This is a genomic window from Streptomyces sp. NPDC048182 (assembly GCF_043202555.1).
In the GTDB taxonomy this organism is placed as follows: domain Bacteria; phylum Actinomycetota; class Actinomycetes; order Streptomycetales; family Streptomycetaceae; genus Streptomyces.
This window is the reverse complement of sequence record NZ_JBIDAQ010000005.1, coordinates 417629-432644: the sequence shown is the minus strand read 5'-3', so window position 1 is coordinate 432644 and position 15016 is coordinate 417629. Positions and strand designations below refer to the sequence as shown.

General features: G+C 73.8%; 14 protein-coding genes and 3 pseudogenes. 8 read left to right on the top strand and 9 right to left on the bottom strand.

The features are described from left to right. Window positions 1-81 precede the first annotated feature (81 nt). Window positions 82-933, bottom strand: coding sequence for a GNAT family N-acetyltransferase (locus ACGFZL_RS13285; RefSeq protein ID WP_393691178.1), 852 nt, complete (start codon window positions 931-933; stop codon window positions 82-84). Between the two features lie 59 nt (window positions 934-992). Between ACGFZL_RS13285 and ACGFZL_RS13280 the strand changes: the two genes are divergently transcribed. Both ACGFZL_RS13280 and ACGFZL_RS13275 read left to right on the top strand, forming a co-directional pair. Then, window positions 993-2324, top strand: coding sequence for an MFS transporter (locus tag ACGFZL_RS13280; RefSeq protein ID WP_393691176.1), 1332 nt, complete (start codon window positions 993-995; stop codon window positions 2322-2324). Further along, window positions 2321-2650, top strand: a pseudogene (locus tag ACGFZL_RS13275) (hypothetical protein); the annotation flags it as partial. The gene ACGFZL_RS13280 and the pseudogene ACGFZL_RS13275, both read left to right, overlap by 4 nt. A 325-nt stretch (window positions 2651-2975) precedes the next feature. Here the strand turns inward: ACGFZL_RS13275 and ACGFZL_RS13270 are convergent. From ACGFZL_RS13270 to ACGFZL_RS13255, 4 genes and pseudogenes are all read right to left on the bottom strand, one after another. Beyond that, on the bottom strand, window positions 2976-3581 hold the full coding sequence (locus ACGFZL_RS13270) for a dihydrofolate reductase family protein (protein ID WP_393691174.1): 606 nt from the start codon (window positions 3579-3581) through the stop codon (window positions 2976-2978). A 125-nt stretch (window positions 3582-3706) separates the two neighbouring features. Further along, window positions 3707-4219 (bottom strand): NUDIX domain-containing protein, encoded by a 513-nt coding sequence (locus ACGFZL_RS13265; RefSeq protein ID WP_393691240.1) that lies wholly within the window; start codon window positions 4217-4219, stop codon window positions 3707-3709. A gap of 69 nt (window positions 4220-4288) precedes the next feature. Continuing rightward, window positions 4289-4930, bottom strand: a pseudogene (locus ACGFZL_RS13260) (DUF6228 family protein). A gap of 56 nt (window positions 4931-4986) precedes the next feature. Then, window positions 4987-5220: a hypothetical protein gene (locus ACGFZL_RS13255; protein WP_393691172.1), complete on the bottom strand. Its 234-nt coding sequence runs from the start codon at window positions 5218-5220 to the stop codon at window positions 4987-4989. 324 nt (window positions 5221-5544) lie between these two features. Here ACGFZL_RS13255 and ACGFZL_RS13250 point away from each other — a divergent pair. The 4 genes and pseudogenes from ACGFZL_RS13250 to ACGFZL_RS13235 all read left to right on the top strand — a co-directional run. Further along, window positions 5545-6398, top strand: a pseudogene (locus ACGFZL_RS13250) (transposase); the annotation flags it as partial. A 95-nt stretch (window positions 6399-6493) separates the two neighbouring features. After that, window positions 6494-6892, top strand: a complete 399-nt coding sequence (locus ACGFZL_RS13245) for a helix-turn-helix transcriptional regulator (RefSeq protein WP_355172497.1) — start codon at window positions 6494-6496, stop codon at window positions 6890-6892. Window positions 6893-6917: 25 nt separating this feature from the next. Beyond that, window positions 6918-7544, top strand: coding sequence for a hypothetical protein (locus ACGFZL_RS13240; RefSeq protein ID WP_393691170.1), 627 nt, complete (start codon window positions 6918-6920; stop codon window positions 7542-7544). A gap of 106 nt (window positions 7545-7650) precedes the next feature. After that, window positions 7651-7986 carry a DUF2516 family protein gene (locus tag ACGFZL_RS13235; RefSeq protein WP_355172493.1) on the top strand — a complete coding sequence of 112 codons (336 nt, stop codon included), beginning with the start codon at window positions 7651-7653 and terminating at the stop codon, window positions 7984-7986. Window positions 7987-8002: 16 nt separating this feature from the next. Here the strand turns inward: ACGFZL_RS13235 and ACGFZL_RS13230 are convergent, their stop codons facing one another. The 3 genes from ACGFZL_RS13230 to ACGFZL_RS13220 all read right to left on the bottom strand — a co-directional run bounded on the left by ACGFZL_RS13230 (window position 8003) and on the right by ACGFZL_RS13220 (window position 12078). After that, on the bottom strand, window positions 8003-9367 hold the full coding sequence (locus ACGFZL_RS13230) for a PP2C family protein-serine/threonine phosphatase (protein WP_393691168.1): 1365 nt from the start codon (window positions 9365-9367) through the stop codon (window positions 8003-8005). A 622-nt stretch (window positions 9368-9989) separates the two neighbouring features. Beyond that, window positions 9990-11123 (bottom strand): NlpC/P60 family protein, encoded by a 1134-nt coding sequence (locus ACGFZL_RS13225; protein WP_393691166.1) that lies wholly within the window; start codon window positions 11121-11123, stop codon window positions 9990-9992. A 139-nt stretch (window positions 11124-11262) separates the two neighbouring features. Further along, the gene (locus ACGFZL_RS13220; protein ID WP_393691164.1) at window positions 11263-12078 is read right to left on the bottom strand and encodes a class I SAM-dependent methyltransferase; all 816 of its coding nucleotides are present in this window, start codon (window positions 12076-12078) and stop codon (window positions 11263-11265) included. A gap of 203 nt (window positions 12079-12281) precedes the next feature. Here ACGFZL_RS13220 and mshA point away from each other — a divergent pair, with 203 nt between their 5' ends. Beyond that, window positions 12282-13619: a D-inositol-3-phosphate glycosyltransferase gene (gene mshA, locus ACGFZL_RS13215; protein WP_393691162.1), complete on the top strand. Its 1338-nt coding sequence runs from the start codon at window positions 12282-12284 to the stop codon at window positions 13617-13619. After that, a complete protein-coding gene (locus ACGFZL_RS13210; protein ID WP_393691160.1) occupies window positions 13612-14124 on the top strand; it encodes a YbjN domain-containing protein in 513 nt (170 codons plus the stop codon). The genes mshA and ACGFZL_RS13210 overlap by 8 nt, the downstream gene beginning before the upstream one ends. A gap of 48 nt (window positions 14125-14172) precedes the next feature. Here the strand turns inward: ACGFZL_RS13210 and ACGFZL_RS13205 are convergent, their stop codons facing one another. Next, the gene (locus ACGFZL_RS13205; protein ID WP_393691158.1) at window positions 14173-14988 is read right to left on the bottom strand and encodes an AraC family transcriptional regulator; all 816 of its coding nucleotides are present in this window, start codon (window positions 14986-14988) and stop codon (window positions 14173-14175) included. Window positions 14989-15016 lie beyond the last annotated feature (28 nt).

Below are 15016 nucleotides of genomic sequence, written 5' to 3'. Positions count from 1 at the left end.
TCGTGCCGGGCACGGCGCCCGGCCCCACCGATGCTGGGCTCTGCCCGAAGGGCAAGGTCAACCCCTGACGTGCAGCGGAGGCTACGACAGGTCGTACGCGGACCAGTCGGCCAGCGTGCGGTAACCGAGGCGCTGGTAGAGGGCGTTGCTGGCCGGGTTGGCCAGGTCGGCGAAGAGGACGACGTCCCTGGCCCCCGCGGCAAGGGCGGCCCGGCTCACCTCCGCGGCGGCGGCCCCCGCGTAGCCTCGGCCGCGCAGGTGGGCCGGGGTGTAGACGACGTCCACCTGCACCTGGCCGCCGATCAGCGGATTCATCCCGGCGACGGAGACGGGGGTGCCGTCGGGGGCCTCCCAGAGCGTGTACCGCTTGTCGGCGTACCGGGTGCCGCCCCAGGTGCGGGCGTCGACGGTGACGTCCTCGCCGACGGCCTTCGCGAACTCGCCGCACCAGTGGATGGCCTGGTCGAGATCGTCGTCCCCCAGCAGCCGTCCCCGCCCCGCCGGCATCGGCTCCGGCGGGGTCAGCGTGCCGAGGCGGTACAGCCGCAGCCGCGTGTCCCGGAGCCTCGCCCGCGCCCCGGTCCGCCGCTCCCACGCCTCGGCGAAGGCGGTGGCGGTGCGGTGGTCGGCGCTCACGGACGGCGGGGCGTCCCCGTCGTCGGCCAGCCGGGCGGCGAGCGAGTCGGCCTGCTCCGCCGTGAGCGGGGAGAGCCCCAACCCGCGGGGCGGCAGCCGGTAGAAGGTGCCGTGCACCGCACCGCCCCGCTCCAGCACGCCGAACCGGGCGGCCCCGGTGCCGGGCGCCCCGGCCCGCACCCGCTCGGCCCAGGTCGACTGCATCACGTGCGCACCGGGCCGCGAGTGCAGGAAGCCGCCGGCGCGGGCGAGGAAGTCGTGGACGTCGTCGGTGAGATACCAGTCATCGCTCGGCATACGTCCGAGCATCCCACCGGACGCGCCGCGCAGGATCGGGCCCTAGGATCCCCTGCACAGTGACCGACGGACCGAGGTCCCAGGCAGCCGGGGCGCCGCTGTGGCGTGACCGGAAGTGCGTGCTGCTCGCCTCGGCGCGGAGCGTCTCCGTCCTGGGCAACGGCTTCGCACGGGTGGCGCTGGCGTTCGCGGTGCTCGCGCTGCCGGGCGCCGGCGCGGGCCGGCTGTCGCTGGTGCTGGCCTGCCAGGCGGTGCCGCAGCTGGTGTTCGTCCTGGCGGGCGGGGTGATCGCGGACCGCGTCTCCCGTGCGCGGCTGATGGTCCTGGCCGACGTGCTGGGCGCGGGGGCGTACGGGGGCCTGGCCGCCATGGTCCTGACCGGACACGCACCGGTGGCGGCGATGTGCCTCCTCGCGGTGGCCGCCGGCACGGCGACGGCGCTGTTCGCCCCGGCGATGGACGGCCTGATCCCGCTGATCGTGCCCGCCGGCCGCCTGCAGCGGGCCAACGGCCTGCTCCGGGTCGGCACCAACACCGCCATGCTGCTGGGCCTGGCGCTGTCCGGCGTGACCGTGGCCCTGGTGGGCGCCGGCTGGGCCCTCGCGCTCAACGCGGCCTCCTTCGTCGTCAGCGCGGCGCTGACGGCCCGCCTCGACCTGGCCGCACGGCCGCGCCGCAAGGCGTCGGGCTGGGCCGAACTGCGGGACGGCTGGCGGGAGTTCGCCTCCCGGCAGTGGCTGTGGGTGGTCGTCGCGCAGTACGCGGTGGTCGTCGCCGCGCTCAACGCCAACGTCGGGGTGCTCGGGCCCCTGATGGCCGAGCAGCGCCTCGGCGGGGCGCGGGCGTGGTCGGTACTGGTGGCGGCGCAGGCCGTGGGGACCGTCGCCGGTGCGGGTCTCGCCGGCCGGGTACGGGTGCGGCGCCCGCTGCTGGTGGCCGTACTGTGCACCTTCCCGGCCGCCGTGCCGATCGCCCTGCTCGCCGCCGGCGCCCCCTTGTGGCCGACCGCCGCGGCCATGTTCGGCGCGGGGGTCGCGGGCGACGTCTTCGGCGTGCTGTGGACCACCACCGTCCAGCACGAGGTCCCCGAACGGGCCCTGTCCCGGGTGAGTTCCTACGACTGGTTCGGCTCCCTGGCCCTCGCCCCACTCGGCCTCCTCGTCGCCGGCCCGGTCGCCACGGCGGTGGGCACGGGCCCGGCCCTGGCCGGCTGCGCGACCCTGGTGACCCTGGCCACCGCGGCGGCCCTGCTCTCCCCGCAGGTACGCACCCTGCGCCCCGGTCGGCGGCCGGCGGACGGCGCCGCCGAGGGCACGCGGAGCGAAACGCCGTCGACGCGGGCGCCCGCGCGCGGGATCCTCGACGCGGACCGCACCGAGGAGACCAGTTGACCACCGAGTACCAGCGGAAGCTGCGCGAGCGCTACACCGCCGCCCCCGTCGTACCGGCGCCCGAGCCGTGGCGGGCGGTGGCGGCCCGCCCCGTCGGGGGCCTCCTCGGCGTCGGCTTCGCCGTGCACCCCGACAGCGGCCACGACCTCGCCATGGTGGTCTCCCACGACGGGCACGCGCTCTTCGACGCGGTCACCGGGGAGCGGATCGCCCGCGACAGGGACCCCGCCCCGAAGACCAGCACGCCCCAGGGCCACCCGGACCTCGCCTGCCCCGGGCTCGGCCCGGTCGCGGGCGTCCCGGGCTCCACAGGGGGCCGGCGGCACGTCTTCCCACCCTCGGCGGGTAACAGCTCACCGAGGGTGCGCGAACGTCGACGGACGAGAGGGCAGGGGTGGGGGCGGCCGACTGGGTGGTGGACGAGAAGCGTCTCGCGGAGTCGGTGCCGGACGGTGAGCGACTGGTGGCGGGCTGCGGGGTCACATACAGACGCGGCCGAACCGTCCTGGGCGCACGGCGAGCGTCGCTGCTGCTCACCGACCACCGCCTGCGGGTGCTCCGCCACCGCGGCAACGACCCCCGCTACGCCATACGCGGCGTTCCCTTCGGAGGGCTGGTCCCTTCGGCTCCGGAGCGGCGGAGGGGCCGAGGTCACCCGGGGGTGCCGAGCGGCGGGTGCTCGAGCACACGGGGCCGGTACTCGACCAGCTGGGTGCGGCCGTCGAAGGTCCGGTGCCCGATCATCTCGAGGGCGACGTCCGGGTAGCCGTCGTAGATGCGTTCCGCACCGGTGGCGCCGGTGATCACCGGGAACATCACGACCCGGAAGCGGTCGACGAGCCCGGCCCGCAGCAGGGACCGGCACAGGCTGAGGCTGCCGATCGTGCTGAGGATCCCCGACCCGCTCGCCTTCAAGCCGCGGACCGCCTCGACGGCGTCATCCCGGACGAGCGTGGAGTTCGCCCAGGTCAGAGGCTCATCGAGCGAGGAGGAGAACACCACCTTGGGCGCTCGCGAGAGCTGGTCGACGGACGCCTCCTCCTCGGCCCGGAACTCGTCCTGGCCCTCCGGCACCTCACCCGCGGCGAAGCCCGACATCAGACGGTAGGTCTTCGCGCCCATCAGGTAGGTGACCTCGGGCTGCTCACCGAGCCACGCGAGGTACTCCGGACCTTCGAGGCCCCAGAACCCGGGCCATCCCTCCCCGGACGCACAGCCGTCGAGGGAGGTGATGAAGTCGACGAGAAGCTCCGACATGACGGTGTCCTTTCTCCGATGCACCTTTCTGCGATGCACACGAGCCCTGACGTGCCACGAGCTTGGACCGCCCCGGGGCCGCAAACTCATCGGGATCGCTGGCGCCGAATCCGTGATCGTATGGATCAACGGCACTCACGGCGGCTCCGGAAGGTGAGATACCGGCCGAAGACTTCGCGGCTGTCGGGAGTGAAGCGCCAGTTCACCAGGGCCGAGCGGAGCTCCGGCTCGGTCAGCCGGCCGTGCCAGGCGACCTCCTCGGGATCGGGGACCACGGCCTCCACGGGCTCCCGTATCACGGCTTCGTGCACGCCGAGCCAGTGAGGACTCAGGCCGCTGCGGTTGATGAACGTGAACAGCAGGCGCGGCAGCGCACGAACACCCAGCTCCTCGGCGGCGCCCTGTTCATAGAACTCGCCTACCCGCACCGCGCCACCGACCACGGCCTCGAAGAGCCCCGGGAAGCGCGCCAACTGCTCCGACCGCCGGTGGACGAGGATCCGGCCCCGCTGATCACGACACACCGTCACGGCAACCCGGTGCAGCCAACCCTCCCGGACGGCCTGCCGACGGCTGACCACCCCTGTCACACGATCCTGGCCGTCGACACGCTCCACCCACTCATCCACGCCGCACACCCCGGCAGGGCCCACCGACAACACCGCCTCCCGGCGCCTTGCGAGCACCGGTGACGCGCAGGCGGGATGTCACTGGTGCTCCTCGGAGAGGAAGCGCCGGATGTCGGCGGCCAGGGCGGTCATCTGCTCGCCGGCTTCCAGCCAGGTGGTCACCGAGGCGCTCCAGCCGCCGGCGGCCCGTGGCCAGGGTCGCACGGTCCAGGTCAGCCCGACATGGCCGCCGGACCGGAAGACGGCCGACACCGTCAGGTCTCTGTCGTCGGTCTGCCAGCTCCGTTCGTCGGCCCATCCCCGCTAGTCCGCGGCCAGTTCTTCCAGGAAGGCGGTGAGACCACTGTCGCCGACCCAGACGATGACCTCGTCGAGCCGAGCGGTCAGGCCGGGGGCCCGCAACTCGAAGCCATAGCGCACGGAGCCCGCGCCGGAGCTGAACCGGCCGCAGAAGGTCACACCGACCGAGGCGTTGTCCCGACAGCACACCCGCGCCCGTGGCCAGGCTGTGAAACGCCGGTGGACCGTCTGCCAGGAAGCACCGAAGGCCGGGGGCAACTGCCGCCAGGCGCAGCCCGAAGTGGCGACGAAGATGATCGCAGCCGACACCGCACGGTCATCACACCGCCGCCGGCCACCACCTTGGGCTCGTACAGGCGGCTCCGGCGCCACGCTGTCGAAGACCTCCCACAGCCCGTCCGGCACCAGACGCTCAACCATGTCCATGGCGGGAGCAAAGGGCCAGAGCCAATCGAGACACCGTCTAAGCTTGTTCTTTATCTTCCGGCCGCATCGTAGGGCGGGGTCGGGAGGTTCCAGACGGCGTCTGACCGGGCGACGATCTTTCGAAGTTCGCGGGCGCTTCGTAGCGACAGGACCTGCATCACGGTGTCGAGGAGGGCCCGGGCTTCGAGAGGGTTGCCGCAGCAGTACCAGTGCACGTTGCCCCACTCGTAGTCGTGCCACAGGGTGCGCTCGGGCTGGTGGACGTAGTCCTTCCACAGACTCACAGCCGCGCTGACGTCGCCTGGCTGCAGATAGTTGCGGGTGTGCTCAAGACGGATGATCTCGGAGACTGCACGCGAAGACAGACCGTCGATGACCGGCCTTGTACCCGTGGTCCGGTGGCTGCCGGGGACGCCGGCACGGATGTGTCCTGGCCGTCTACGCGGCATGGACCTTTCGGTTCGTCGTCATGCGGTACATGGTGCCACGGCCTCGAATAGCGTCTCGAACGGATTCGCTCACCTGGGGATTCGCCGGACGTTGGGGCGACCTTCGTCTGATCATGCGCTCCGACCAAGGTGCCCGTGACCGAGACGAAGGCCGTGAGAGTGAGTCTGCTGCCCGACTCTGTCCGGAGGGAAGCGTCACGCTTCCGGGGCGAGTTCTACGGGTGCCTGACCGCGCGGCGCGACGAATTGTTCGAACTGGCTGACGCAGTGCTACGTGCGGACGGTGCCGGCCAGCCTGCCGCTGCCGCGCTTCGGCGACGGCCGCATGGTCTTGGCGGTCGACGTGTCGCCGTGGCTCCGCTCGGACGCGCCATGCTCGGCGGAGCGTCTGTTCTGCCACTACGGCCGCGCGAAACGGCCTCGCAGTTCATCCCGGGCCGGCCTTACTCGTTCGTCGCCGCACTGGAGCCGGGCGCCACGTCCTGGACCGCGATCCGGGACGCGGTCCGGCTCGGCCCGGCAGACGACGCGACCGCTGTCACCGCCGCCCAATCCGAGAGGTCGTTGAACGACTCATCGCCGCTGGCCGTTGGCAGGCCGGGAACCCGGACATCGTGATCGTCAGCGGTGCCGGCTACGACGTCACCCGCCTGGCCTGGGTCCTGCGAGACCTGCCCGTCGAGCTGGTCGGCCGAGTCCGCTCCGGCAAGGCCGAGACCCAGGCATGGGACCGGGTCCACCCCCGGCTCACCCACCGCTCCTCATGGCTCGACCGCGACGGCGACCTTTCCCTGGTCGAGGGCACGTTGATGCGGCTTAAGGTCGACCACCTGCCGAAGGAACGGGACGCTCCGCCACTGTGGTCATGGTCCTCCAAGACCGGTGCCACCCCCGACGACGTGGACCGCTGGACCTGGATCCTGATCGTCGCCCACACCCAACTCCGGCTCGCTTGGCCCCTCGCCGAAGACCTCCGCCGGCCCTGGGAGAAACCGACCACCTCCGACCAGCTGGCGCTGGGAGTCACCGTCAGTGGGAGTGTCCCCGGCACGCACTCTTGCAAGCGGTGTGCTTGCAATAGTTAGCAGGGTCCGGCATGGTGGAAGGCATGGCATCGCTCAACGTCGGCAATCTCGGGGAGTACCTGCGCGAGCAGCGGCGCACCGCGCAGCTGTCGTTGCGGCAGCTTGCCGAGGCGGCGGGGGTGTCGAATCCGTATCTGAGCCAGATCGAGCGCGGGCTGCGCAAGCCGAGCGCGGAGGTGCTCCAGCAGGTCGCCAAGGCGCTGCGCATCTCCGCCGAGACGCTGTACGTGCGGGCCGGGATCCTCGACGCGGAGCGGGACGGGCAGCAGGGCGGCCGGGACGGTGCGACGCGCGCGGCCCTGCTCACCGACCCCTCGCTGAACGAGCGGCAGAAGCAGGTGCTGCTCCAGATCTACGAGTCCTTCCGCAAGGAGAACGGATTCGGTGCCGACGACCCCGAGCTGGTGCCCGACCCTCAGTAGCGAGCATTCCGGGAGGACCACGACCATGGCCATCACCGACGACCTGCGCAAGACGCTCACCGACCCCCGGCCGCTGTACTTCGCCGCCGGCACCGCCGACCTGGCCTTCCAGCAGGCCAAGCGGGTGCCCGTGCTGGTGGAGCAGCTGCGTGCCGAGGCCCCGGCCCGGATCGACGCCGTGCGCAACACCGACCCCAAGGCCGTCCAGGAGCGCGCCACGGCCCGGGCCAAGGAGGCGCAGGGCAGCCTCCAGGCCAAGGCCAACGAGCTGTTCGGCTCCCTCGACACCGACTTCCGCAAGCTCGGCGAGACCGCCCAGGACCTCGCCCTGCGCGGGGTCGGCGTCGCCGCCGAGTACGCCGTGAAGGCGCGCGAGACGTACGAGAAGGTCGCCGAGCGCGGCGAGCAGGCCGTACGCACCTGGCGCGGCCAGGCCGCCGAGGGCATCGAGGACGTCGCCGAGGGCGTGGAGGACCTGGCCGTGGCCGTCGAGCCGCCCAAGCCGAAGGCCACCCCCGCCGCGCCCGTGGCCCCGGCCGACCCGGCGCCCGTGGTGACCCCCGCGACCGCCGCGGCGAAGAAGACGCCGGCCGCCCGCAGGTCCCCGGCCCAGGGTCAGGCCAAGAAGAAGACCACGCCGCCCGCCAAGTAGGGCGGGCGGGCGCAGGGCGGGCCGGGCACCCTGGGGGTGTCCGGTCCGTTGTGCGGGTACGGTGACCGCGTAAGGACGACCCGGAACTGGGGTGGACGTTGTGCTGATGCAGGGGTTCGCAGGCTTCATGGGGCTGCTGAGCATCGCCCTGATCCTCTTCAGCGCCTTCGCGCTGATCGACGCGGCGCTGCGCCGGGAGGACGCCTACCGCGCGGCGGACAAGAAGACCAAGCCGTTCTGGCTGATCATCCTCGGGCTCGCCCTGGTGGTGAACCTGGTCTTCGGCATCCTGTCGTTCCTGCCGATCATCGGCCTCGTCGCGACGATCGTGTACATGGTCGACGTACGCCCCGCCCTGCGCGGCCTCCCCGGCGGTGGCCGCAACACCCGCCGCGGCTCCAGCAGCGACGGGCCGTACGGGCCGTACAACGGCGGGCGCTGAGCCCGCCGGGGGGGGGCTACGGCAGCCGGTCCAGGAGCAGGACCGCCACGTCGTCCGTCAGCTCGCCGCCGTTGAGCGTGCGCACCTCGTTCACCGCGGTGCGCAGCAGCGTCTCACCGGTCAGCCCCGCGGCGCGCTGGCGGCGGATCATCTCCACCATGCCGTCCTGGCCCAGCCGCTCCTTGCCCTCGCCGGTCCGGCCCTCGATCAGGCCGTCGGTGTAGAGCATCAGGCTCCACTCGGCGCCGAGCTCCACCTGCGTGCGCGGCCAGCGCGCGCCGGGGAGCAGGCCGAGCGCCGGGCCGTTGTTGTCGTACGGCAGCAGCCGCGCGGGGCGGCCGGGTCCTGACACCAGGGGCGCCGGGTGGCCGGCGAGGCAGAGGCCGGCGCGGCGGCCGTCGGGGGCGATGTCCACCGTGCACAGCGTCGCGAAGATCTCGTCGTCCGCCCGCTCGTGCTCCAGGACCTGCTGGAGCGTGCCGAGCAGCTGGTCGCCGCAGAGCCCCGCCAGGGTCAGCGCCCGCCAGGCGATGCGCAGCTCCACGCCGAGCGCCGCCTCGTCGGGGCCGTGCCCGCAGACGTCGCCGATCATGGCGTGCACCGTGCCGTCGGGCGTGCGGACCACGTCGTAGAAGTCGCCGCCCAGCAGGGCGCGCGAGCGGCCGGGGCGGTAGCGGGCGGCGAAGCGGAGCGAGGAGCCGTCGAGGAGGGGCGTGGGCAGCAGGCCGCGTTCCAGGCGGCGGTTCTCCTGCGCGCGCAGCCTGCCCTCGGCCAGGCGGCGCTCGGCGGAGTCGGACCGCTTGCGCTCCACGGCGTAGCGGATCGCGCGGCTGAGCAGCCGGCCGTCCAGCTCGTCCCGGAAGAGGTAGTCCTGCGCGCCCACCGCTACGGCCTCCGCGCCGCGCTCGGCGTCTCCGGCGGAGGTCAGCGCGAGCACCGCGTGCCGGGGGGCGAGGGCCAGGACGTGCTTGAGCACGGCCAGCTCGTCCGCGTCGCCCTCGGCCGTCAGCGCCAGGTCCAGCAGGATGCAGTGCACGTCGTCCGTCAGCAGCCGGCCGGCCTCGGTGAGGTTGCGGGCGGTGCGGACGCGGATCGGATTGCCGGACTGGTCGAGCAGGTCGGGCACGATCGGCGAGCCGGCGGGGTCGTCCTCGATCAGCAGCAGGGTGAGGTTGGCCGGGGCGCCGGTGCCGGGGGTCCGGGTCTCGCGCTTCTGAGTCGGGATGGCGTCCTTCAGGGTCGGGTTCTTCGGATCGGTCGGGTTCGGGTCCGTCGGGTTCGGGGTCTGGTCGGGCGAAGGGGCTTCGCCCGGGAACGCGGCCTGCGCCTGACCACACTCCACGGCCGGGATCGCTCTCTGCCGCGGTACGGGTACGGGCATCGTCTTGGTTCCTTCCCTCCCCCCGAGGGCATGGCGGAGCGAGGGGCCTCGGACCGCCGACGGGTGACCATAGCGGGTGCGGACGCCGCGGCGGAATGGTGTCCGCTACGCCGCGCGGCCGGGAGGCCGTGCCATATGCCGCCGTATGCGGCGCAGTTGGACATCGCGTGGGGGGTGAGGGGATGACGAAGGTCACGCGGCCGGGGGTGGGCCGGGCCGGTGCGGGTGGGCGGCGTCACATGACCCCGCTCACCCGGGCGCCGGGGCCGGCGCAGCCGCTCGGTACGGCCCACTCACCGGGCCGGAGGCCACCGCTGTCCCGGCCGGCTGGCCGCGCTGACCCGGCCGGAGGCTGCCGCTGACCCGCCCGGTGAGCCCCGCTGGCCTGCCCGGCTGCCCCGCTGACCCGGCCGGAGGCCGCTACTGACCCGGTCGACGAGCCCCGCTCACCCGACCGGCTGTCCCCACTGACCCGGCCGGAGGCCGCCGCTGACCCAGTCGGATGCCGCCCTCGCCCCGCCCGGCGAGCCCCGCCGGCCCGGCCGGAGGCCGCCGCTGACCTGCCCGACAACCCCGCCAACCCAGCCGCCGACCCCGCCAACCCAGCCGACGCCCCCCCGGCTCACCCGGCCGGCAGGCCCCCCGCGTCCGGCCTGACCACCCCGAGTATCGGCATCGTGCCCGCCCCCGCGATCGTCACCGTGCGGCCCGGACGCGGGGCGTGGACGATGGAGCCGTTGCCGATGTACATGCCGACGTGGCTGGCGTCGTCGAAGTAGATGACCAGGTCGCCGGGGCGCATGTCCGCGACCTCGACGTGCTTCAGCTGCCGCCACTGCTCCTGCGAGGTGCGCGGAATCGCCTGCCCGGCCGCGATCCACGCCTGGGAGGTCAGCCCGGAGCAGTCGAAGGAGTCGGGGCCCTCGGCGCCCCACACGTACGGCTTGCCGACCTGGGCCGTGGCCCAGGTGACCGCCTTCCGGCCGCGCTCGGTGGCCGCCGCGTCCAGGTCCTTCAGGACGCCCGTGCCCAGCCACGCGGTCTGCGCGCGCGCCGCCGCCTCACGCTCCAGGCGGGCCAGGCGCTCCTTCTCCGCCTGCGCGAGATCGGACTCCAGCTTCTCGGCCGCCGCGATCTGCTTCTCGACCTTCTTCCGGGCGCCGGCCTTGGCCTTGCGGTTGGTCTCCAGCTTCTTGAAGCGGGCGTCCGCGTCCGCCGCGTACCCCTTCAACTCCTCCTGCGTGCGGGCCAGGTCGCCGAGCAGGCCCTTGGTGGCGCGCTGGCCCTGGATGACCCTGCCGCTGCCGTCCAGGAACGCCTCGGGGTCCTGGCTGAGCATCAGCTTGGCCTCGTCGGGCAGCCCGCCCGTGCGGTACTGCGCGCGGGCCGCGGCGCCGGCGCGCGCCTTGAGGTCGTCCAGCTTCGCCTGGCCCTGGACGATCTTCTTGGCCAGCTCCACGATCTCGGCGGACTGCTGCTCGGCCCGCTCCTCCGCCGCGTTGTACTCGTCCGTGGCCGAGGCCGCCGCGCGGTACAGCTTCTCCAGCTTCTCGCGCACCGCCTCCAGGTCCTTGCCATGGCCGGGATCGGGCGTGGGTGCGGGGGTGGGTGTGGGCATGGGCGTCGGGACGGGCGCGGCGGGGATCCGCGGCGGGGACACGGGGTCGGCGAAGGCGATGCCCGGTGCCGCCAGCAGGGTGACCGCGCAGACCACGGTCACGGCGGCCGTCGTCCATGCCCGCTTGCCCGTACGCATGCCTCGTCCCCCCGCTGTTTAACCTGTCAGTAACATGGTCCGGTCAGGGGATCGTGCCACGACGGCGTCGAAAGCGACAGAGGCACTTCCGACTGTTCCCCCGCTGTTGTGACGAATGCCGCGCGGAGATCGTTCCCGTTCAGCCGCGCGGCGCCAACGCCCCCCACGCCACGGTGACTTCCCCCTGCCGCCACCGCACCGGACCGTCCACCACCGGCCAGTCGGCCGTCAGCTCCCGCACCGCCCGCTGCCAGCGCTGCCGGGCGCCGTAGGAGGCGTAGGGCGCGGCGGCGGCCCAGGCCCGGTCGAAGTCGCGCAGGAAGGCGTGCACCGGCTCGCCCGGGACGTTGCGGTGGATCAGCGCCTTGGGCAGCCGCTCGGCGAGGTCGGAGGGGCGCTCCAGGGAGGCCAGCCGGGCCGCGAAGGTGACCGTGCGGGGCCCCTCGGGACCGAGCGCCACCCACACGTGCCGCCGCCCGATCTCGTCGCAGGTCCCCTCCACCAGGAGCCCGCCCCGGGAGTCCGGGGTCGCCGGCGCGAGCCGCGCGCACAGCCGCCGCCAGACGTCGGCGACCGCCGCCTCGTCGTACTGGCGCAGCACGTTCGCCGCGCGGATCAGCTGCGGGCGCCGGGCGAGCGGCACCTCGAAGCCGCCGCGGACGAAGTCGAGCCCCTCGCGCGCGTAGGGCGCCGCCGCCGCCACCCGCGCCGGGTCGATCTCGATGCCCACCACGCGCGCGTGCGGCGCGACCCGGCGCAGCCGGTGCAGCAGCTCGACGGCCGTCCAGGGGGCGGCGCCGTAGCCGAGGTCGACGGCGACCGGCTCGGCGGCGCGGCGCAGCTCGGCGCCGTGCGCGGCGGCGATCCAGCGGTCCATGCGGCGCAGCCGGTTCGGATGGGTCGTCCCGCGCGTGGTCGTGCCCACGGGGCGGGCGGCGGCCGGGCGGGGGGTCATGGGTACGAGGGTATGCGGGCGGCCGGGGCGGACCGGCCACGCGCCAGGAACTCGAACGGTTGACCGATAGTCGGCAATGATTCGGCAAAGGTGCGCGGAGCGGGAAGGGTGGCGGAAATGGAGTGAAGCACTCCGGCGTTCCAACGGTCCGGAGGGCGGTACCCGTCCTCCACCGGCATGCCCGCAGCGAGGAAGGACGGCTCGTGAGCCAGTACGTCAGCAGGCTGGGGCGTCGCTCACCGACGGCCGCCCCGCGGCTGCGGCTGCACCGCAGGCCCCGCCGCGTCGCCATGCTCTCCGTGCACACCTCGCCGCTCCACCAGCCCGGCACCGGCGACGCCGGCGGCATGAACGTCTACATCGTCGAGCTGGCGCAGCGCCTGGCCGCGATCAACATCGAGGTCGAGATCTTCACCCGCGCCACCACCGGCGCCCTCCCGCCCACCGTCGAGCTGTCCCCCGGCGTCCTCGTCCGGCACGTCGACGCCGGCCCCTACGAGGGCCTCGCCAAGGAGGAGCTGCCCGCCCAGCTGTGCGCCTTCACGCACGGCGTGATGCAGGCGTGGGCGGGCCACCGCCCCGGCCACTACGACCTGGTGCACTCCCACTACTGGCTCTCCGGCCACGTCGGCTGGCTCGCCGCGCAGCGCTGGGGCGCCCCCCTGGTGCACGCCATGCACACCATGGCCAAGGTCAAGAACGCCAGCCTGGCCGACGGCGACACCCCCGAGCCCGCCGCCCGCGTCATCGGCGAGACCCAGATCGTCACCGCCGCCGACCGGCTGATCGCCAACACCGCCGAGGAGGCCGACGAGCTGGTCAGGCACTACGCCGCCGACCCGGCGCAGGTCGCGGTCGTCCACCCCGGCGTCAACCTGGACCGCTTCTGTCCGGCCGACGGCCGCGCCGCCGCCCGCGCCCGCCTCGGCCTGCCGCAGGACGCGCTGATCCCGCTCTTCGCCGGCCGCATACAACCCCTGAAGGCCCCCGACGTGCTGCTGCGCGCCGTCGCCGTGCTCCTCGACGAACGCCCCGAGCTGCGCTCCCGCATCGTCGTGCCGGTCGTCGGCGGCCCCAGCGGCAGCGGCCTCGCCAAGCCGGAGGGGCTGCAGAAGCTCGCCGCGCGGCTCGGCGTGGCCGACGTCGTGCGGTTCCGGCCGCCGGTCGGGCAGGAGCAGCTCGCGGACTGGTTCCGGGCGGCGTCCGTGCTCGTCATGCCGTCCTACAGCGAGTCCTTCGGCCTGGTCGCCATCGAGGCGCAGGCCGCGGGCACGCCGGTGCTGGCCGCCGCCGTCGGCGGCCTCCCGGTCGCCGTGCGCGACGGGCACACCGGGCGCCTGGTGCACGGCCACGACCCCGCCGCCTACGCGCGCGTGCTGGCCGATTTCGCCGACCGCCCCGAGCTGACCGCCCGCATGGGCGACGCCGCCGCCCGGCACGCCCAGTCCTTCGGCTGGGACGCCGCCGCGGCGTCGACGGCCGACGTATACACAGCCGCCGTGCAGGCCCACCGGCGTCGCGTACGCTCGCACCATGGCTGAGGCGGAGCGGAGCGAGGAGACGGCGGCGCGCGTCCTGGAGGACGCCCTCAAGGACGCCGAGTTGGAGTGGGAGAGCCCCGACCCGGGCGCGTACGTCGTCACGCTCCCCGGCACCCGCAAGCTGTCCACCACGGTCTCCCTCCTCGTCGGCCGGCACAGCCTCTCCCTGAACGCGTTCGTGGTCCGCCACCCGGACGAGAACGAACCGGCCGTCCACCGCTGGCTCCTGGAGCGCAACCTCAAGCTGTACGGCGTGAGTTACGCCGTCGACCGCCTCGGCGACGTCTACGTCACCGCCAAGCTGCCGCTGGCCTCCGTCACCCCCGACGAGATCGACCGCCTGCTCGGCCAGGTCCTGGAGGCGGCCGACGGCGCCTTCAACACCCTCCTGGAGCTGGGCTTCGCCACCGCCATCCGCAAGGAGCACGCGTGGCGCACGGCGCGCGGGGAGTCGACGCGGAACCTGGAGGCGTTCAGCCACCTCATCGAGCGCTCGGCCGACTGACCCTTTCCGATACGGCTGTTCCGATACGGCTGTTTCCGAGACGGCTGTTCAGGCCCCGCCGGCCCGGTACCGCCCCGGTGTGACGCCGACCAGCCGCCGGAAGTGCCGGGTCAGATGGGCCTGGTCGTAGAAGCCGGTCGCCCCCGCGACCTCGGCCGGCGCGGCGCCCCCGAGGAGCAGCCGCCGGGCCCGGTCCACCCGGCGGGACATCAGGTACTGGTGCGGCGCGATGCCGTAGGCGGCGCTGAACGCCCGTACGAGATGCGCCGGATGGGCGCCGAGCAGCCCCGCGGCGTCCGCGAGGCCGAGCCCCTCGACGACCCGCGCGTCCAGCAGCTCGCGCAGGCGGCGGGCGAGGGCGGGGTCGGCGGCGGGGCGCTGCGGGGTGCCGGGTGCCGCCGCTGTCAGGTGGGTGCGCAGCCGTTCCCCGATCAGCGTCAGCCGGCTCTCCGCCTCCAGGTCGTCGCCGGGGCGGGCGAGCGCCGCGTGCAGCTGCGCGACGCGCCGCCGCAGTACCGGGTCGCGCAGGTCGGGGCCGTCGACGGCGGGGCCGATGAGGTCGGCGCCGAGCCGGGTGTCGTCCAGGTAGACGACGCGCTTGCGGAAGCCGCCGGGGGTGGCGGGGGAGCCGTTGTGCGGGACGTGCGGCGGGAGCAGGGTGACGGTGTCGCCGGGGGTGCCGTGCTCGTGCCGGTCGAGGTCGTACCGCACGGCGCCGTCGTCCACGATGAGCAGCGTCCAGGCGTCGTGGACGTGCATCGGGTAGGCGTACTCGGTGAAGCGGGCGTGGAAGACCTCGACGACGCCGGGGACGGGGGGCCGCCAGGCGGTGACCTGCTCCTGGTCCTGTCGCACGGGGGCCATGCAAAGAACGTACAAGACCTCTCCGGGC